Genomic DNA, 18,883 nt, shown 5'->3' with positions numbered 1-18,883 from the left:
ATTAAAATTTGATTATTAATCTTAAAAAAAGAAAAGCCCCAATGCAGGGGCTTATTCCTAAGATGATTTAAAATGGGATTTTGGTGAGTTGATTCAAGAAATGTGGAACAACTCGCGGTTCCAAGATGATAGTCACCACAACGCCATAGGCAGCACCCCAGAGATGCGCACTGTGGTTGATATTGCTATTGCCGCGTTTACCTGACCAGATGCTATAAGCTACATATAAAATGGCAAAAATAATTGCAGGAACTGGAATAAAGAATACAAAAATCAGATTCCATGGCTGGAATAGGATATAGGCAAATAGCACTGCCGAGACTGCACCAGAAGCACCTAAGCTCGCCCATCGTGCATCATGACGATGCTTCAGATAGCTCGGTAAAATCGCAACAATCAGTCCGCCCAAATAGAACAGAACAAAGCCCATGTCATAGAAAAACTGACGATAGAAGCTTTCGATAATATTGCCGAAGAAAAACAGCGTGATCATATTGAACAATAGATGCGTACCATCGGCATGAATAAAGCCATGCGTGATAAAACGGTCATATTGTCCACGTTGCATTGCAGGAGGCCAAAAGATCAAACGGTTCATTACAGCCTGATTAGAGAAGGCCAATAAGGAGATTGCAACAGTAATAATGATAAGAGTCACAGTGTGACCAAAGGGTAGATGTAACATATAGGTTTTAAATTGATCAGTGTCTAAGCAATAATGCCATTAAAAACTTAATAAACAATGTTCTTGCATAGAATTCCTACAAAAATGGTTGATTTTTTTTTATTACCCTCCATCTTCGGTTAATATAACGACATCAGCTTGAGGATTATTGTTATGTCGACTGAGAACACCAACACTGCTGTCGCAGAAGAAATTCCAAACCTTTTAATTACTCCATCTGCACAAGAGTATTTAGGTGATTTATTAGCAAAGCAAAATACCCCAGGAATTGGCGTTCGTGTTTTTGTAGAGCATCCAGGTACTCCACGTGCTGAATGTTGTATGGCATATAGCGCACCTGAAGAGGTGGTGCCGACAGACTATAAACAGGATTATCCTAATTTTCCTGCTTATGTTGATGCACCATCAATTCCCTATTTGGTTGATGCCGTAATTGACTACAACAAAGATCGTTTTGGTGGTCAATTAACATTCCGTGCACCAAACTCAAAAGTACCGCGTGTCGGTCCAGATGCTTCAATTGAAGAGCGTATTACCTATGTACTGCAATCTGAAATTAATCCAGGTCTAGAAGGACATGGCGGTAATTGTAGTTTGGTAGAAGTAAATAATGATCCAGAACATGGTCTGACTGCTGTATTGAAATTTGGTGGTGGTTGCCAAGGTTGTTCTGCGATTGATGTCACCTTGAAGCAAGGTGTCGAAACTACGTTAAGACAGCATGTGCCTGAATTACAGCGTGTAGTGGATCAAACCGATCATACGCAAGCAGAAGGCGCTTATTTTAAATAATCGCTGGAAATTTACTGTATTTTTAAAAGCCCTTTCGAGGGCTTTTTTTATTGTTTAATCAAAAATTAAAACATTTTCTTTTATTTCATAAATAGATGTATATAAAACAAAATGAATTTATAAATAATAATAATTATCATTTTTATTGAGTTTTATTTGTTTTTTGTTAGAATTCTCATGAATTTTTAAGCAAATCTTAAGATTTTTTCTGAATCAGGTGGGAATATGTCCAATACAATAGTACGTCAATCACTACTCACAATTTCTGTGTTGAGCGGTATGATGACAGTTGCACATGCAGCAGAAACTCAAACAAATAAAGATGCTGTTCAACTCGAAAAAATTGTTGTGACTGCTAGTAGCCAAGCTGTAGATGTAAAAGATGCACCTGCAAGTATTAGTGTGATTACCCGCGAAGATATAGAAAAACAGCCGGTAACAAGTATTGGTGAATTATTGAATAAAGTTCCTGGTGTTACAGGGGGAACGAGTCCTAATGGTGACGGTTCAAAAATTAAATTACGTGGTTTACCAGATAATTACACATTGATCTTAATTGATGGGAAACGTATTGGTTCTTCGCGTGATACCAACTATCGCCCAGATTTAGGCCGTCAGGATTTAAACTGGATTACACCAGAAATGATTGAACGAATTGAAGTGGTACGTGGCCCAATGTCATCACTTTATGGTTCAGATGCGATGGGTGGGGTAATCAACATCATTACTCGTAAGATTCCAACCAAATGGGGCGGGAGCTTAACTCGTAATTATACTGTTCCAACGACTTCAGGGGATTTAGGGCATACTGATCAAATGGGCGTTATGGTGACAGGTCCATTAACTGATAGTTTAGGATTGCGTTTAACTGCTGGTCGTACAGAGCGTGAAGCAGACCAGAATATTAAAGCTGGTAAAGGAACTTCTGGATACATTGATGAAAACTATAATGCATTATTGAATTATAAAATTAATGATAAACATCAAGTTGCTGTTGAAGCTGGAATTTCAACTCAAAAAAATAAAGCAGGATTTGGTGAGGTCGTTGGACGTGGTGGTGCGATTAGTGAGGGAGAAATCTCTTGGGGACCAGACAATTTAGAACACCATACTTATAGTATTTCCCATGATGGGGATTGGGGTTTTGGTAAATCTAAACTGTCTGCATATTACAATGATTACGATAGTAGTAATGAGAGTGGCATTGCGAAGTCAAATGAAACAATTGTTGAAGGTAATTTGAATATCCCATTCAATGCATTGTTTGAACAATCATTAACGTTTGGTGGACAGTGGAAGAAAAATGAGTTAACCAATACTCAAACCATTGGAACATCGCCAGATGGAAGTTGGGATGGACAGAAATATTCAGATCCGACTGTCGATAATAAAACGTGGGCAGTTTTCTTGGAAAATAGCATAAGTTTATTAGACAACTTAAATTTAACGATTGGTGATCGATTAGACCATGATGATAAATATGGTTCACATCATAGCCCACGAGCTTATCTTGTCTTCCATCCAGTCAATGATTTCACCATTAAAGGTGGAGTTGCAAAAGGTTTCCGTGCACCATCATTAAAAGAAACAACTGCAGGTGCTGCAACTTTTTCTAGAGGAGGCGGTTGTAGTTCTCTAATCCCACTAGGTTATACGACGGGTGGTTGTTACATGGCAGGTAATCCAAATCTGCAACCCGAAGAGAGTACCAACTATGAAATTAGCTTCAATTATACGGGCTTTAACGCTGATCTTGGTGTGACGTATTTCCATACTGATTTCAAAGATAAAATTGATTATGCAGCGTTAGATAAGATTAATGGTCGTTGGTATACCCGTTATGAAAATATAGGTAAGGCACGTACTAAAGGCTTAGAGGTTGTAGCGAACTTCCCACTCACAGATACGTTGTATTGGAATAATAATATGACTTATTTCTTTGAGGCAAAAAACTTAGATACAGGTGAAGAGCTAATTACTACACCTAAAATTACAGTGAACTCAGCTTTAAATTGGAAACCAACAGATGCTTTTGCTTTTGAATTCAATGCAAAACATTCAGGAAAACAATATTTTGGTAATAATGTAACAACCAGTAGTCTGCAAAAACCACATACCATTTTTGGGGTGTCTGCAAACTATAACTACAATGATAATCTTACCTTTAGAACCGGTTTGAATAACTTATTTGATAAGAATTTATCAAATGGTGATGATTCATATTTAGTAGAACGTCAGCGTGCATTTGTTGGCGTAACTGTTAAATACTAAGTGAATAGGTCAGAATGATCGTTTAACGATCTTTCTGACCTAGAATATTTTGGGTTTTTTCAGAATAATAAAACTTCTCTAAATACGCGCGTGCACGTTGTCTTAAATAACCTGTCTGGATGACTTGCTGTAAAACAGGTGATAGTAGGTCAGTCAACTGATTTTGAATCAACTCTTCATCAATATTCAGATCACGCAATAACAGGTCAAAAGTTCGTTCCTGATTACGTGCATACCATGCATAGACGCCATCATGCACTTGCTGTTTTAGGTAAGGCGTTTGACGGATATGTTCCCAAATTTCATGTCCCATACCCACGGTCTTAGGCAAATCTTGTACTTCGACATAATTACGCAAAACCGATAAAGGCATGACCTTAATTTTATGCCAGAGATTGGCTTGAAAATGGTAGAGTTTATCGTCATTAAAATGCTGATTTAAGACCTTTTCACTCATTTGACTGATTTTTAAAATATTCTTTTGTAGATAATGTCCAATTGTTTCATTTAGATTGGAATCAGTCACTGACTCTAAAACCGATTTCCCCATTTTCATAAAATGTCCAACACCGGGAACACGTTTAGACATCATAGAATTATCTAAATAATCTTGAATGGAATGCTGAATCAGTTGGGTAATTAATGCAGAAAAGGCCGGGTTGTTTACCACTGTTTTCATCAAGCGTTGGCGATGTCCACTTTTGCTTGCGACATACTGTGCGATTGAGTCGATGGTCAGTACAGGGATAACATCTTCAATGGTGGTTTGATCATTGATAGGGTGAATCAAGGCAAAGCGAATATGTTCCGCAATTTGTTCAATCAAGAATGCGCTGGCAGGTGTGGTTAAAATTTGTTTTTCGATCAGTTCAAAGATTTGTTCAAATGACCAAATATGCTGTAGCTGTTGTAAACGCAACCAATGATAGAACTGTTTAAACTCAAGTTGAATGGTTTCTGCTTGTGCGAACTCAGCGTCAAGAAAATCAAGTTGAGCATCAATCAGTTGTTCTATCATGGGTTGTTTAGACATAAAATCTCAAATTATTAATCAAATTTATGGTGATGGCACAGTTGCAGGTTTTTGTGCCTGAATCTTGCTTAGAAATGGTAAATATTGCTGAACCACCAATTGATCTGCTTCCAAGATTGGCATATGTCCAACATTATCCAAGATCACGGGTGTTTGCGCATTTTTCAAGAGCGATTTTAACTCAGGTGCAACTTCAACATTGATAATTTTATCTTGTTTACCCCATAAAATGAGCGTTGGTGCGTCAATTGAGCGCGCCAGTAAAGCAAATGAGTCTGGTGTATATAACTTATTGAGTGCAATGATTTGATCAACCATCTTTTGGGTTTGCCCAACCTGACCAATCATCATTTTCTCTTGCGCTTGTGCAATTTCCTTCGGAATAAATGGTGGTGTATACATGGCTTGTTGTATTAAGAAGTTAAAGTCACCCTTCTTACTCACAATCATGTTTTTTACTTGGGTTGGATCTTTTAGGTAAGGGGTCGTAGCGGACTTATAAACACCAGCCGCATCAATCAAGAATAAGCTTTTGGTTTCAAATGGATATTGACCAGCATACAGCATCGCAATTGAGCCACCCAAGGAATGGCCTGCAACATGCGCTGGCCCTGTGAGGTTGGCTGCTTCAACAAAACGACGTAATTTTTCAGTCACGTTTGGAACTGAATAATCAAAATCTTTCGGAACTTGTGTTTCACCGCTGGCTGGAAGGTCTGGAATGATGACGTGGTAATTTGTGGTGAGGGCACGTGCAACACGGTTCCAGTTATCGCGACTTCCTGCTAAGCCATGAATCAAGATGACGATAGGTTTGCCTGCTTGCCCACCTTCGCTATATGACCATGTGATATCACCCACTTTTAAAGTCTTATTTTGTAAGCCTGCCCAAGCACGTTCTTGTTGTAATAGGTTTTGGAAACTCATTTCAATTTCTGCAGCCTGTGTGGTGCTGATTGCAATGGTGGTTAAACTGCATGCCAGTAAAGCTGCTGTGAATGTCCTACGAAAGGGCATTGCAAATTGGTTTTTTGTGTTCATTGTTCTGTCCTTGATCTATTTTTACACCCATTGATTATTGGGGAAGGGGGTCACGGAGTCATTTGCATAATCTACAACTGTATGGAAATTCTTGCCAATGAAATCATTAATTTTCCATTATTTCCCTGATTAAAACATTAGCAAATGCTCCGAGAGTTTCTATTTTTGTCAGTGACTTTCAAACAGGTGCGCATTAAACTGTTTGCTCATGTCAACCATAGATGGATTTAAGCATGCTCACCGCTCAAGAAGCCCTAGAACGTTTAAAAGCTGGTAATGCTCGTTTTGTAAAGGGAGAGGCAGTTCAACAAAAACTATTGTCTCACCAAGAACGTGCCGAAATGGCAAGTGAACAAAATCCTTTTGCGATTGTTTTAGGATGTTCTGATTCTCGAGTACCTGCGGAAATGGTATTTGACCAAGGCTTAGGTGACCTATTCGTGATTCGTGTTGCAGGTAATATTGTTGCACCTTCACAAGTGGGGAGTGTTGAGTTTGCAGCAGAACGTTATGACTGTGCAGTGGTTGTGGTATTAGGACATAGTCATTGTGGTGCGATTCAAGCAACCATTGACACCTTAATGCACCCTGAACAGCCGCCATCGTCAAATTTGATGTCGATTGTCAATCGTGTGCGTCCTTCGGTTGAAATCTTGATGCAAACAGATTTAAAAAATGATTTGAAAAAACTGTCAGCTCATGCGGTTCGTTCCAATGTATTTGCTTCAGTGAATCAATTACGTCATGGTTCAGCGGTGTTGGAAAGTCTAATCGAGAAAGGCAAAATGATTGTGGTAGGCGCTGAATATTCACTGGAAACAGGTGAAGTCAGTTTCTTCGATTTTTAAAGCAGATGGCGAGTTGAGAAACTCGCCATCTTTTTAGGTTTGAGAATATTTATTACTCCAGCAATTAAAGATTCTGAAATAGAAAAATTGTTAGAGATAAATGATCCTTTTAGAAGCCATCTTTATATTTGATTTTTGTAGGAACATTACTGAAGTTTTTTTGATTTATATGTAGTAGAAACCTAAATTCCTATGATAAGGAAATGGATTTGAATATACGTAATGCATTAATAGAAGATGTTGATTCTATTTCAAAAATACATGTGAATAGTTGGGTTTCTACTTATAAAGGAATTCTTCCAGAAAAAACACTAGCAGAGTTATCTGTTGAAGAAAGAGTGGAGATGTGGAAAAAAATAGTTACCGAAGCTGAAACTAAAATATTAGTCTATGATCATAATAATATAGGTATCTTAGGATGGATCTCTTATGGAAATGCTCGTGATGATATTAAATACAAGGGAGTAGTAGGTGAGATCAAAGCAATTTATATAGATCCAAATTATATTAGATGTGGCTATGGTAAACTGTTATTTCAAAAATCAATTATTGATTTTAAAAAAATGGGATTTACTCGAGTATATTTATGGGTTTTGTCCGAAAATATTATGGCTAAAAATTTTTATCAAAGGCTAGGTATGATTTGTGATATTAATTATAAAAATGAAATAACTTATGAAAATATAAATTTTCAAGAAGAAATGTATTATTTGGATATTTAATAGTTAATGATGATTTTAATCGGATGAACCTAAATTAATTTTGGAATAGGATTAAGCAACCATTCATATATTATGAAAATTATACGGATATCTGAATCAGGGTTGGCAGATTGGCTACGATTAAGAAGCTTACTCTGGCCTGATCATGAAGATGCACATTTACAGGAAATGCGCCAACTGATCACACAGGCACATTGCTTACAATTATTGGCTTATACCGATAGCCAACAAGCAATTGCCATGTTGGAGGCTTCGATTCGATATGAATATGTGAATGGTACGCAAACTTCACCCGTGGCTTTTCTTGAAGGGATTTATGTCTTACCTGAATATCGCCGTTCAGGCATCGCGACCCAGTTGGTTCAGCACGTAGAGGAATGGGCGAAACAATTTGCATGTACTGAGTTTGCTTCAGATGCAGCGATTGACAATACGATTAGCCATGCAATGCATCGAGCACTGGGTTTTCATGAAACTGAACGTGTGGTGTATTTTAAGAAAAATATCGGCTAAGTAGCTTTAGCTTTTATACAGGCGCTTATAAGGCGCCTTTGATATAGGGATAGGCTATATTAAGCATGATCGGTTGTGCTTTGGTATTGGGGTGAATTTGATCATTCTGGATTAAATGTTTCTGCCCAGCCACACCTTCAAGGAAGAACGGCAACAGTTTTACTTTATATTGCTGGCTTACAATTTTGTAATTATTTTCAAAAGCCGTGCTATAGGCTGTCCCATAATTCGGTGGTATTTTCATACCAAACAGTAAAACATTGGCTTTCTGTTTTTGGCTCAGTTGTACCAATTGAGCGAGATTCTTTTGAATCATTTGTGGCGGTTGACCACGTAATCCATCATTACCGCCAAGCTCAATGACTACGATTTCAGGCTTATAGGTTTGCAATAACTTCGGAAGTCTTGCTAAGGCACCGCTAGTGGTTTCGCCACTGACACTTGCATTGACCACTTTGTGCTGTTTCGGATACTGTTGGTCTAGGCGTTGCTGTAATAATTGAACCCAGCCTTGTTTTACATCGATGCCATAACCTGCGCTCAGGCTATCACCCAAAATTAAAATAGTCTTTGCTGAAACCAATGTTGGGAGCAATGCAATGGCAATGATTCCAACTGCTTTTGAAACTGACCAGATAACTTTAGATTTTTGCATCGTATTTCAAATTTGTCCTAAAGGATACGTGACATCATGCCACAACCGATTATCTCTGCCCAAAAAGTTACACAAAATATTCAAATCAATCAGCAAAGTCTCAGCATCTTAAAAGATATTGATTTAGACATCTATCAAGGTGAACAAATTGCCATTACAGGACGTTCAGGCTCAGGAAAATCAACCTTATTAGGTATCCTTGCGACATTGGATCGACCAAGTCTGGGCGAGTTATGGGTTTGTGGAGAAGCTGTTCATACGCTTACTGAAGAACAACGTGCCCGTGTCCGTTTAGAAAATATTGGCTTTGTCTTTCAATCTTTTCAGCTGTTGCCACAGTTAAGCGCATTGGAAAATGTGATGCTGCCATTACGTTTGCAACCAGACTTTAATTTTAAACAGGCAGAACAAAAAGCATTGGCATGGTTGGAGCGGGTCGGACTGATTCGACAAGCGCAGCAAACGCCGAAAGTACTTTCAGGGGGAGAGCAGCAACGTGTTGCGATTGCACGTGCGTTAATTGCAGAGCCAAAAATCATTTTTGCAGATGAACCCACAGGGAATCTGGATGGACAAACTGCGGAAGAGGTTGAACAACTGTTATTTGATTTAAATCAAGAACTCGGTACAACCTTAGTGTTAGTCACCCATGATCAAAACTTAGCTTCATTGTGCCAACGCCACGTCAAACTCGCTGATGGACAAATTCAGGAAATCGTCAAGTTGCAGGAGGGGATATGAGTTCAGTCCTGAAACCCTTACTGTTACAAAGTTTTCGAACTGGGGGCTTATATCTGCTGATTATTGCATTGTCTTTGGCAATCAGTGCAACTACAGCGCTCAAGTTTAGTAATACTCAAGTCCAAAATGCGGTGGCATTACAAGCTGCCGAAATGTTGGGTGGTGATTTAGTCCTATCAGACAAGGACCCTATTCAGCCGAATTGGTTACAACAGGCAGATGAACTGAAGTTAAAGCATGCTCCTGTGACCGTATTTAGTTCAATGGCACACACCCAAGATCAATTTGTGATGGTGAATGTCAAAGCGGTAGATGCAAATTTTCCCTTACGTGGTCAGTTGGTGATTCAACCCAAAGCACAGGCGATACAACCAGGAGAAGTCTGGTTAAGTCAGCGGGCGATGGATTTATTGCATGCAAAAATGGGCGAGCCACTCGCAATTGCTGATGCGCAGTTTAAGGTCACGGGCATTATCGAACGGGATTCTAATCAAGAGACTGGATTTTCAGGTTTCTCTCCAACGGTGATTATTCACCAAGCCGATATTGCTAAAACCAATGCGGTTCAGGTTGGCAGTCGTATTGAATATCGACTATTGCTTGCGGGCGAACCAGAGCCAATCAAAGCCTATAAAAAGATTTTTAAACAATCTCAGAAAGATGAGCAGGGTACGGATCAGGCTGCAGATCAACAACTTGAAGGTGAGCAAAATTCACTGAAACTCAGAGATGCCAGTCAATCCAATACTCGTTTAATGAAGCCGATTGAAAATCTGGATACTTTCTTACAACTGGCCAATCTATTGACCATTTTACTTTGTGGTATCGCGATTGCCTTAACTAGTCAGCGCTACGTACAGCAGAATCAAGATCATATTGCATTGATGCGTTGTTTGGGGGCAAGTAAGCGACAAATTTTATTGGCTTATATGGCTTTGCTTGGAATCGTTAGTGCCTTGTCGGTTGTATTAGGCAGTTTGATTGGGATTGCTTTGGGCTATGGTTTATTGCAGTTAATGTTGCAACTGATTCCACAACTGCAATTAAGCTTCGCAGTTGTCGATCTGCTTTATGCCTTACCGATTGCGATTTTTACCAGTGTGATGGTGTTGATTGGCTTTATTTTGCCAAGTATTTGGGAATTACTAAACACGCCACCGATTCGGGTGATTCGCCAGCAAGAGCGTTCGCGTAAGTCTTATGTGGCAATGTTTGCGATTGGTATTGTCAGCTTGATCATCTTTAGTTTGGTGCTCAGCGATAACTTACAATTAAGCCTGTTGGTGCTCACTGCAATCTTGTTGCTCTGTGTGATTTTGTATGCGGTGATTTGGTTGCTACTCAAAGCGATTAAACAGCTGAAACATCCTTTAGCAGCTTATGTACGAATTCCACATCAAACCGCTTTGCAGATCACCGCACTGGCTTTAGGACTCAGCTTAATTACTGTGCTCAGTGTATTAAGAACCGATCTACTGCAACGTTGGCAACAACAATTGCCTGTGGGAACACCGAACCAATTTGTCTATGGTTTGCCACCGTTTGATATGCCACAGTTCAAACAGCAAATTGAACAAAATGGTTGGCAATCGACACCACTTTATCCCAATATCCGCGGACGGTTACTGGCTAAAAATGGTCATGCATTTTCACCTGAATTGGTCAAACAAAACAACTCATTACGTCGTGAGCTTAATCTGACTCAAGCCAATCTTTATCCAAAAGATAATGTGATTACCCAAGGTACTGCAAACTTTAGCAAAGCAGGGCAAGTCTCTGTAGAGGAAAAAACAGCGCATGAACTTGGCATTCAAATTGGTGATCAGCTCAGTTTTAGTCTGCCTGAAGGTACCTTAGAAGCAACGGTGGTGAACTTACGTACGGTCGAATGGGAAAGCTTTAGTCCGAATTTTTTCTTTATATTTTCACCTAAAACGATGGATGAAAACGCTGGCAGCTATTTAAGCAGCTTCTATTTACCACCTGCCGATCAGCCGAAAATGGTGCAATTGATTCAGCAATTTTCCAATACCGTCTTTATTGATGTCGGACGGATTCTAGATGAAATTAAACGCTTGGTGAATGTGCTGGTACAGATTGTCACGGTACTGGCCGCCTTGGTGGGTTTCTCTGGTGTATTGGTACTGATAGCATGTTTAAATGTGCTAATGGATGAGCGCCGTAAAGAAGTTGCTTTGCTACGTTCATTTGGCGTTGCCAAGAATAAGCTTAAACGGATGCTCAGTCTCGAGATTGGTTTTATTGGATTGTTGTCAGGTGTGGTGGCGTGTTTATTTGCCGAAGTGATTAGTGCGATTGCCAGTCACAGGATGCAAATGGCCGTGCAATGGCATCCTGAAATTTGGTTGATCCTACCGCTGAGCATGATGATCATTTGTACTTTAATCGGTCGTTATCGCCTAAGCTATTTATGCGATATTCCACCGCTACAAAGCTTAAGAGAAATGAATCAGTCTTAAAAGGTTGACTGATTCTGGCGCAGGATTTCATGCCATAATGGATTGAGTCCTGTGCTGAGCTGGGTGCAATACCAATAAAATGCGGCAAGTAACAGCAATCCGACACTTAAAGCGATGATCTGAAATAAGGCTTTATTTGGTGTTTTCTGACTGAAATACCATGTCGATGCTAACAAAGCTCCCATGATCATACCGCCAATATGTGCGGCATTATTAATGCCTGACACAGTAAAACCAAAGATCAGGTTAATCCCCATAATCATCAGTAATGACTTTTTATCGAGCCAGAAACGTTGCTGGGGCAAAGGCGGAAATAAGGATACCACGGTCAACGCGGCACCAATGCCCATCACTGCACCAGAAGCACCAGCACTGATACGTGGAAGTAAGTTGGGATCGAAATGTTGCAACAGTTCGTATCCATCACGAATGCTTAAATAACTTGAAAGTACACTGCCCATTAAACCCGCAAGAAAATACAGAGCAATATAGTAGCTTCGTCCAAATAGCTGTTCAGCTACACTGCCGAAAATATACAGTGCCCACATATTCAGCATTAAATGAATCATGCCAAAATGAAAAAACATACTGCTGAATAAGCGTTCAGGTTCACCTGTGAAGGTCAGTGGAGTAAAATCTGCCCCCCAAGCGATTGCATCTACTGGGGCAGGGTCGGTAATATTCACCCCTGAAAGAATTTGCCAGCCAAATAATCCAACATTGACTGCAATCAGTAGCGCAGTAAACCACCATGTTTGTATTTGCAGTTTTTGATTAATTTGTGGTGGAGTCGTTTCAGTCATGTGTTTACGCTAGTTATTGATATAAAAAATAGCTTAGCATGAATTAGTTGCACGATGGAGTGATGCACTTTAATGAAAGCCTTTTTAGCACGCGCAGTAATGTTGATTATCGGCGTCATTCTACTGATTCAATTATGGATCTTTGGTAGTTTGGTCTGGTGGCGTACCCATCCAGTTGAAACCACGATGTTTATGCGTGCAGACTATTTGACTGACTTCAAACCGATCAAGCAGGAATGGCGAGATTACGATGAAATTAGTGATAATTTCAAACGTGCCATTTTAGCGGGTGAAGATGCCAAGTTCATCCATCATCATGGTTTTGACTGGGCTGGAATCCAATTTGCATTGGAACGGAATAGTGAAAAAGGTGAGTTGGTTGCGGGTGGATCAACGGTTTCTCAACAGTTGGCTAAGAACTTATTTCTTTATAACCAAAGATCATTTATTCGTAAGGGGCAAGAGGCTGTTGCCACATGGATGATGGAGCGGATGTGGTCAAAGCGCCGTATTTTAGAAGTGTATATGAACTCGGTTGAATTTGGTCAGAACATCTATGGTGTTGAGGCTGCAGCTCAATTCTATTATGGCAAAAGTTCAAAAAGTTTAAGCCGAGAACAAGCCGCTTTCTTGGCAGCATTACTGCCAAATCCAAAGTATTATCAAGACAATCGTAATGATCGTAAGCTGCAATATCGCAAACGTGTCATTTTAAAATATATGAATGCGATACAAATTCCGCAATAATTCAAAAAAATTTAAAAAAGCCCAATATTTTTGGGCTTTTTTACCAAATTGACATAATTTTGCAGCATACTTAAATCATCACTTGATGAATGATAAAGCGACAAGGTTCAGTATGAATACTGCAGTGACGACAACAGCGCCCATAGAATATAGCTACAACGATCGTTATATTAATCGTGAAATTTCAATTCTCGATTTCCATCTTCGTGTACTTGAACAGGCCGTCGATCCACTTCACCCACTTTTAGAACGGATGAATTTCCTTCTGATTTTTTCACGCAACTTAGATGAATTCTTTGAGATTCGTGTTGCAGGGGTAATGGAGCAACTGACCTTAGGCAATGAAAGCCGGACCCCAGATGGCTTAACGCCTAAACAAGTTTTAGATCAAATTTCAAAAACAACACATGCTGCGATTGAGCGTCAATACCGTATTTTAAATGAAGAAATTTTGCCAAAATTACGTGAAGAAGATATCTGCTTCTTGCGTCGTGGTGAATTGACGCCTGCCCAATCGGCATGGATTAAGAAATATTTCCAAGAACAGGTTGCACCTGTACTGACTCCAATTAGCCTTGACCCTGCACATCCATTCCCACGCTTAGTGAATAAAAGTTTAAACTTCATTGTGACTTTAGAAGGGAAAGATGCATTTGGTCGTCAGATTGATCTTGCAGTTGTACCAGCACCACGTTCCTTGCCGCGTGTGGTACGTTTACCAGATGAGTTAACCGATGGCAAAGAACATCATGTGATGTTGTCTGCAATCATTCACGAGCATGTGTCTGATTTGTTCCCTGGCATGACGGCAACGGGTTGTTATCAATTCCGTGTGACCCGTAATGCCGATTTAGCATTGAATGAAGATGTAGAAGATCTGGCGAAAGCGCTTAAAGGTGAATTGAGCTCACGCCGTTTTGGTCGCGCAGTTCGTTTGGAGGTTACGCATAACTGTCCAAAGCATATTTATGAATATTTGTTAGATGAGTTTGATCTAAACGAAGAGCAACTCTATCGTGTTGATGGACCAGTGAATTTGGCGCGTTTATTGTCGAATTTTAAACGTCCGCATTTGCGCTATGACTCGCATACACCTGTCATCCCAAAAGCATTTAAAAAGTCGGAAAGCATTTTTGCTGCCATGCAAAAACAGGACATTTTATTGCACCATCCCTTTGAATCATTTGCTCCCGTGATTCAATTGTTACGTGAAGCGGCACGTGATCCGCAAGTGCTTGCGATTAAGCAAACCCTTTACCGTAGCGGTGCCGATTCGGAAATCGTGCAAGTACTTGCCGAAGCCGCACGAAATGGGAAGGAAGTCACAGCAGTGATCGAACTGCGTGCCCGTTTTGATGAAGAGTCTAATATCGAAGTAGCCAACGTCCTGCAAGAAGCGGGTGCTGTGGTGGTGTATGGCATCGTGGGTTATAAAACCCATGCCAAAATGATTCTGGTGGTACGTCGCGAAAATAATAAATTAGTGCGTTATGTACATTTAGGCACAGGGAACTATCATGCCACTAATGCACGTATTTATACCGATTATGGTTTGATGACCACTGATAAAGACTTGTGTGAAGACGTACACCGTATTTTCCAAGAATTAACTGGTATGGGCAAAATGGCAAAGCCGAAAAAGCTATTGCATGCGCCATTCACTTTACATGCGCAACTTATTAATTATATTGATGATGAAATTACCAATGCCAAAGAAGGCAAACCAGCGCAAATTATTATTAAAGTAAATGCCTTAACTGAAGTTCAATTAATCAATAAATTGTATGAAGCTTCGCAGGCAGGTGTTCAGGTCGACCTGATTATTCGTTCAATTTGCTGCTTACGTCCGGGCTTGCCAAATCTTTCGGAAAACATTCGTGTTCGTTCGATTGTTGGGCGCTTTTTGGAACATACACGTGTTTATTATTTCAGTAATAATGGTAATCCACGTATTTATGGTTCGAGTGCGGACTGGATGGATCGTAATTTGTTTAACCGTGTTGAAGCATGTTTCCCGATTGAAGATCCTGCGTTGAAGAAGCGTATCTATCAACTCGGTTTATTGAATTATCTAAAAGATAATCAGCAAGCATGGTTGTTACAGGGCGATGGTGTTTGGGATCGTGCACGGCCTGTAGAAGGTGAGGCTCCGCATAATGCACAGCACACTTTGCTTGACGCAATTAAATAAGGCCAATAAAAAAACCGACCTACATAGGTCGGTTTTTTTATTTAAAACATTCAGTTAGTTTTGATTTCTAACACCAGTTGATTAACCAGATCAGCTGCTTCCAGTTCTCTGATTTGTCCGACATTGCTACCTGCCCAAAATGCGCCATAACTAAAATCATGTTGTGCGCTTGCGACAGACATGAGTTGTTTCGCTAAATCATAGGTATATGGATAAGCAGGGACTTTGGGGCGATTAGGCGAATCAAGCTGTGTATGCCAAGTCCCCAGTAAGCCACGGGCTGGTCGACCAGACAGGCTTGCACTGATTTGAGTAATGTTCTGGCTAAATAGAGCTTTACGATAGGCTGCATTTGCACTTGAACTTTTACATTGTACGAAAGCGGTACCTAGTTGCACAGCGGCAGCTCCTAATTTAAGTACCGCTTTCGCTTGATCACCATTCATGATTCCACCTGCTGCAATTACGGGCAGTGTGCAATGTTGAGTGATAAGTTGTACTAGATCATAGGTTTTAATTGCAGCATCAAAATGTTGATTGAAAATACCACGATGCCCACCTGCCTCGATACCTTGCGCAATAATGATATCAATGCCAGCGGCTTCAATGGCTTGGGCTTCAAGCAAATTGGTCGCGGAGACCATCGTGATAATCCCAGCATCTTTTAATGCTTGAATTTGATGAGGGTGTGGAATCCCAAAATGAAAACTCACCGCTTTAGGACGAGTTTCAAGTACGACATGTAGATAGTCATCATTGTCTAAAAAGCTGGGATAAATGCAATTCAGCTGTGTTGGGGGGGCTGCATTAAATTTTTCAAATTGAGGGCGAAGATAATCAATCCACTGTTGTGCTGTTTCAGTATTTAATACTTCTGATTGGTGACAAAAGAAGTTCACTAGAAAGGGGTGATCTGTTAACTCTTGAGTTTTTAAAATCTGAGCTTTAGCCGCTTCTGGCGTATTGGCACCAAGACCTAAGGAACCTAGTGCGCCTTGATTAGAAACTTCTGCGGCAAGTTCTGGAGTCGAAACACCTGCCATTGGTGCAAGTAAAATCGGATGTTTTATTTCTAATAATTGTAAAATTGACATGATGCTTTACTCATTCCATTTTTAACCACCTTAACGTAAAAACAAAAAGGCTTGCAAATAATAATCGCCATTTACTTATTGAATATAGAGGTTATTTTTATATTAAAAAATTTAGCTTCCTATATAGGAGTGACATTAAACAGAGAGCCGACCCAACTAGAAAATGCCATAGCGAGCATACCCCATAAGGTAATACGTAAACTCCCTTTGAGCATGGAGGTACGGGCGAAGTAGCTGGATAATGCACCTAGTAAGGCCAGTGAAATTACCCCTGTAATAAGAACAGAACGTGCCACCCATGAACTTGGACTGAGTAAAATTGCCAACATTGGTAGAGCAGCACCACAAGAAAATGAGGCTGCTGAGGATAAAGCGGCTTGAACTGGATTGGCTGCGGTATTTTCGTGAATACCAATCTCATCGCGCGCATGTGCACCAAGTGCATCGTGTTCAGTCAGTTGTTTGGCAACCTCATGTGCAAGCTCTGGTTCAAGCCCACGTGAAATATAAATCTGAGTCAGTTCTTTGAGTTCAGCATGTGGATTTTTTTCCAGCTCTCTGGCTTCAAAATGAAGATCAGATTTTTCAATGTCTTCTTGAGATTTGACTGAAATGTATTCGCCAGCTGCCATCGAGGTGGCGCCAGAAATGAGTCCTGCAATACAGGTAATCAATAGGGTATGAGAACTGGCACCACTTGCGGCCATACCCATGATTAAACTGGTGACAGAAATAATACCATCATTGGCACCCAAAACAGCTGCACGCAGCCAGCCAGAACGTTGTATTACATGTGGTTCAGCATGTTGAGAGTAGGACATAATGCGCTCTTTAAAATTATTTGGACTGAATCATTTATAACGTAGTGAATCATGGGTTATTTGTAAAATTCTATTGATGATTCATAAACTTAATCTATTATAAAATAACGTATTTTAACGATTGCATAACCATGATTTGGTTATAATATGTGAATAATTTAACACTTTAACTTTGGATTACATCGATTTTTATTGTCCATATGATGAGTATTTTTAGTTGAGATCTGCGATGAACAATTCGAAAAATAAGCTGCTGAGTCATACACTATTAATTTTAGGTCTTATCTTACCAGTCCAATATGCATTCAGTGCTGGCTCTGATTTTGTCAAAGAAGGGGATGCCGCATATAAACCAGGTAACCCAATTTATGATCGTTGGGACAAGTTTTATAAAATTGAACAAAGCCAGCCAGTAGAAGCTGAGAAAATTTTGATTGAGTTAAGTCAACTCACACCACAAGATATTAAGGTTTGGAAAAGTTTGACTTATTTGCAGATTCGCTTAAATAAACAAAATGATGCGATTCAAAGTGTACGAAAGGCTGAACAGCTTGCACCACAAGACGATCAGCTGAAATTACAAGAAGCCTATTTGCTGAATCAGCAGAAACGGAATAAAGAAGCATTAGTTATTTTTAAAGGATTATCGACATCTTCAGATGCTGAAATTGCAGCTAAAGCCCAGCAAGCCGTGCAAAACTTAAGAGGAGCAATTGTTCCATCGACTTTTAAGGATGTGTATTTTGCACCATCGTATGAATCACGTTATGACGATTTCATTTTTCCCTTAAAAATGCGTTATGGGAAGAATCTCGATAATGGTCGGGCGCAAGTCTATGGCTTTGTAAATCTAAACCGTGACACCAAATCTAAGGGTGGGGTTCGTCCTGAAATCATTGATGAAAATGCAGTGACTGTTGGTATCGGTGCAAACTATCAACCTTGGCAATCAATTCCTGTCCGTGCTTATTTAGAAGTCGGTGGCAGTTATGATCTGATTGACCGTAATCGAGACAAATTCCGTGAAAGTGTAGTCGGTGGCGTGACAGGTTACCAAGAATGGTACGCTAACCCCGCGATAGAACAACGCACGCTATGGAATGATTATTTTACTGACTTGTATGGCAATGTCGCGAGTTACTCGCGTGAAGACTATAATGTGATTGCTGATTTGAGATTGCGTTCTGGTTTCAATGTTTATCGCGGTGAAGCGGGTACAGTACAAGCCTATGGCAAGCTGCATACCTTAGCGGATTCGGAAGGCGAAAATTACAATAATTTATTTGAATATGGTGCTGGCATTGCTTGGCAGCCATTTAACTATATTCCAGTGAAATTACGTGTTGAACGCTTGTATGGGCACTATTTTAAAGATGCTCTAGCTGATGGCACTGAAAATTATAACAACACCCGTACTGAACTGGTTTTTTATAAGAGTTTTTAACT

The 18,883-nt window shown here is 39.9% G+C and carries 17 protein-coding genes; 10 read left to right on the top strand and 7 right to left on the bottom strand.

What is annotated here, in order from left to right; genetic code table 11:
• Nucleotides 1-67: 67 nt before the first annotated feature.
• Nucleotides 68-685 carry a rhomboid family intramembrane serine protease gene (locus F3J02_RS15665; protein ID WP_005145015.1) on the bottom strand — a complete coding sequence of 206 codons (618 nt, stop codon included), beginning with the start codon at nt 683-685 and terminating at the stop codon, nt 68-70.
• A gap of 153 nt (nt 686-838) precedes the next feature.
• On the opposite strand from F3J02_RS15665, the gene nfuA reads away from it, so the two are divergent.
• The gene (gene nfuA, locus F3J02_RS15660; protein WP_004652044.1) at nt 839-1,477 is read left to right on the top strand and encodes a Fe-S biogenesis protein NfuA; all 639 of its coding nucleotides are present in this window, start codon (nt 839-841) and stop codon (nt 1,475-1,477) included.
• A gap of 225 nt (nt 1,478-1,702) precedes the next feature.
• Nucleotides 1,703-3,748 carry a TonB-dependent receptor domain-containing protein gene (locus F3J02_RS15655; RefSeq protein ID WP_167250769.1) on the top strand — a complete coding sequence of 682 codons (2,046 nt, stop codon included), beginning with the start codon at nt 1,703-1,705 and terminating at the stop codon, nt 3,746-3,748.
• 22 nt (nt 3,749-3,770) lie between these two features.
• Here F3J02_RS15655 and F3J02_RS15650 read toward each other — a convergent pair whose 3' ends face one another.
• Together F3J02_RS15650 and F3J02_RS15645 are read right to left on the bottom strand one after the other, a co-directional pair.
• A complete protein-coding gene (locus F3J02_RS15650) occupies nt 3,771-4,781 on the bottom strand; it encodes a hypothetical protein (protein ID WP_167250767.1) in 1,011 nt (336 codons plus the stop codon).
• A gap of 24 nt (nt 4,782-4,805) precedes the next feature.
• Nucleotides 4,806-5,822 (bottom strand): alpha/beta fold hydrolase, encoded by a 1,017-nt coding sequence (locus F3J02_RS15645; protein ID WP_167250765.1) that lies wholly within the window; start codon nt 5,820-5,822, stop codon nt 4,806-4,808.
• Between the two features lie 233 nt (nt 5,823-6,055).
• Here F3J02_RS15645 and F3J02_RS15640 point away from each other — a divergent pair, with 233 nt between their 5' ends.
• The 3 genes from F3J02_RS15640 to aac(6')-I all read left to right on the top strand — a co-directional run bounded on the left by F3J02_RS15640 (nt 6,056) and on the right by aac(6')-I (nt 7,905).
• Entirely contained in the window at nt 6,056-6,670 is a 615-nt protein-coding gene (locus F3J02_RS15640) for a carbonic anhydrase (protein WP_167250763.1), read from the top strand.
• Between the two features lie 209 nt (nt 6,671-6,879).
• Nucleotides 6,880-7,392: a GNAT family N-acetyltransferase gene (locus F3J02_RS15635; protein ID WP_167250761.1), complete on the top strand. Its 513-nt coding sequence runs from the start codon at nt 6,880-6,882 to the stop codon at nt 7,390-7,392.
• A gap of 72 nt (nt 7,393-7,464) precedes the next feature.
• The gene (aac(6')-I, locus tag F3J02_RS15630) at nt 7,465-7,905 is read left to right on the top strand and encodes an AAC(6')-Ighjkrstuvwx family aminoglycoside N-acetyltransferase (RefSeq protein WP_167250759.1); all 441 of its coding nucleotides are present in this window, start codon (nt 7,465-7,467) and stop codon (nt 7,903-7,905) included.
• A gap of 25 nt (nt 7,906-7,930) precedes the next feature.
• Here aac(6')-I and F3J02_RS15625 read toward each other — a convergent pair whose 3' ends face one another.
• Nucleotides 7,931-8,560, bottom strand: a complete 630-nt coding sequence (locus F3J02_RS15625; RefSeq protein WP_167250757.1) for an arylesterase — start codon at nt 8,558-8,560, stop codon at nt 7,931-7,933.
• A gap of 36 nt (nt 8,561-8,596) precedes the next feature.
• On the opposite strand from F3J02_RS15625, the gene F3J02_RS15620 reads away from it, so the two are divergent.
• Together F3J02_RS15620 and F3J02_RS15615 are read left to right on the top strand one after the other, a co-directional pair.
• On the top strand, nt 8,597-9,301 hold the full coding sequence (locus tag F3J02_RS15620) for an ABC transporter ATP-binding protein (protein WP_167250755.1): 705 nt from the start codon (nt 8,597-8,599) through the stop codon (nt 9,299-9,301).
• Nucleotides 9,298-11,781, top strand: a complete 2,484-nt coding sequence (locus tag F3J02_RS15615; RefSeq protein ID WP_167250753.1) for an ABC transporter permease — start codon at nt 9,298-9,300, stop codon at nt 11,779-11,781. Before F3J02_RS15620 ends, F3J02_RS15615 begins: the two co-directional genes overlap by 4 nt.
• Here F3J02_RS15615 and F3J02_RS15610 read toward each other — a convergent pair.
• The gene (locus F3J02_RS15610; protein ID WP_167250751.1) at nt 11,778-12,584 is read right to left on the bottom strand and encodes a rhomboid family intramembrane serine protease; all 807 of its coding nucleotides are present in this window, start codon (nt 12,582-12,584) and stop codon (nt 11,778-11,780) included. The genes F3J02_RS15615 and F3J02_RS15610 overlap by 4 nt on opposite strands.
• A gap of 72 nt (nt 12,585-12,656) precedes the next feature.
• Here F3J02_RS15610 and mtgA point away from each other — a divergent pair, with 72 nt between their 5' ends.
• The gene (mtgA, locus tag F3J02_RS15605) at nt 12,657-13,331 is read left to right on the top strand and encodes a monofunctional biosynthetic peptidoglycan transglycosylase (RefSeq protein WP_167250749.1); all 675 of its coding nucleotides are present in this window, start codon (nt 12,657-12,659) and stop codon (nt 13,329-13,331) included.
• 112 nt (nt 13,332-13,443) lie between these two features.
• Complete coding sequence (gene ppk1 / locus F3J02_RS15600; protein ID WP_167250747.1) at nt 13,444-15,522, top strand: polyphosphate kinase 1; 2,079 nt, start codon at nt 13,444-13,446, stop codon at nt 15,520-15,522.
• Between the two features lie 50 nt (nt 15,523-15,572).
• On the opposite strand, the gene F3J02_RS15595 is transcribed toward ppk1, so the two are convergent.
• A complete protein-coding gene (locus tag F3J02_RS15595; RefSeq protein WP_167250745.1) occupies nt 15,573-16,616 on the bottom strand; it encodes an NAD(P)H-dependent flavin oxidoreductase in 1,044 nt (347 codons plus the stop codon).
• A 119-nt stretch (nt 16,617-16,735) separates the two neighbouring features.
• Nucleotides 16,736-17,437, bottom strand: coding sequence for a VIT1/CCC1 transporter family protein (locus F3J02_RS15590; protein ID WP_167250743.1), 702 nt, complete (start codon nt 17,435-17,437; stop codon nt 16,736-16,738).
• Between the two features lie 229 nt (nt 17,438-17,666).
• Between F3J02_RS15590 and F3J02_RS15585 the strand changes: the two genes are divergently transcribed.
• A complete protein-coding gene (locus F3J02_RS15585) occupies nt 17,667-18,881 on the top strand; it encodes a tetratricopeptide repeat protein (protein ID WP_167250741.1) in 1,215 nt (404 codons plus the stop codon).
• The last annotated feature ends 2 nt before the right edge of the window (nt 18,882-18,883 follow it).

Source organism: Acinetobacter sp. Tr-809, assembly GCF_011753255.1.
Lineage (GTDB): Bacteria > Pseudomonadota > Gammaproteobacteria > Pseudomonadales > Moraxellaceae > Acinetobacter.
The sequence above is the reverse complement of the archived record's forward strand: the minus strand, read 5'-3'. Positions and strand labels throughout refer to the sequence as shown.

What these genes read in the sequence shown, in the direction of transcription:
- F3J02_RS15585 (WP_167250741.1), top strand. Translation starts at nt 17,667, where the DNA reads ATGAACAATTCGAAAAATAAGCTGCTGAGTCATACACTATTAATTTTA.
- F3J02_RS15595 (WP_167250745.1), bottom strand. Translation starts at nt 16,616, where the DNA reads ATGTCAATTTTACAATTATTAGAAATAAAACATCCGATTTTACTTGCA.
- F3J02_RS15650 (WP_167250767.1), bottom strand. Translation starts at nt 4,781, where the DNA reads ATGTCTAAACAACCCATGATAGAACAACTGATTGATGCTCAACTTGAT.
- F3J02_RS15665 (WP_005145015.1), bottom strand. Translation starts at nt 685, where the DNA reads ATGTTACATCTACCCTTTGGTCACACTGTGACTCTTATCATTATTACT.
- F3J02_RS15645 (WP_167250765.1), bottom strand. Translation starts at nt 5,822, where the DNA reads ATGAACACAAAAAACCAATTTGCAATGCCCTTTCGTAGGACATTCACA.
- F3J02_RS15620 (WP_167250755.1), top strand. Translation starts at nt 8,597, where the DNA reads ATGCCACAACCGATTATCTCTGCCCAAAAAGTTACACAAAATATTCAA.
- ppk1 (WP_167250747.1), top strand. Translation starts at nt 13,444, where the DNA reads ATGAATACTGCAGTGACGACAACAGCGCCCATAGAATATAGCTACAAC.
- F3J02_RS15615 (WP_167250753.1), top strand. Translation starts at nt 9,298, where the DNA reads ATGAGTTCAGTCCTGAAACCCTTACTGTTACAAAGTTTTCGAACTGGG.
- nfuA (WP_004652044.1), top strand. Translation starts at nt 839, where the DNA reads ATGTCGACTGAGAACACCAACACTGCTGTCGCAGAAGAAATTCCAAAC.
- F3J02_RS15610 (WP_167250751.1), bottom strand. Translation starts at nt 12,584, where the DNA reads ATGACTGAAACGACTCCACCACAAATTAATCAAAAACTGCAAATACAA.
- F3J02_RS15655 (WP_167250769.1), top strand. Translation starts at nt 1,703, where the DNA reads ATGTCCAATACAATAGTACGTCAATCACTACTCACAATTTCTGTGTTG.
- F3J02_RS15625 (WP_167250757.1), bottom strand. Translation starts at nt 8,560, where the DNA reads ATGCAAAAATCTAAAGTTATCTGGTCAGTTTCAAAAGCAGTTGGAATC.
- F3J02_RS15590 (WP_167250743.1), bottom strand. Translation starts at nt 17,437, where the DNA reads ATGTCCTACTCTCAACATGCTGAACCACATGTAATACAACGTTCTGGC.
- mtgA (WP_167250749.1), top strand. Translation starts at nt 12,657, where the DNA reads ATGAAAGCCTTTTTAGCACGCGCAGTAATGTTGATTATCGGCGTCATT.
- F3J02_RS15640 (WP_167250763.1), top strand. Translation starts at nt 6,056, where the DNA reads ATGCTCACCGCTCAAGAAGCCCTAGAACGTTTAAAAGCTGGTAATGCT.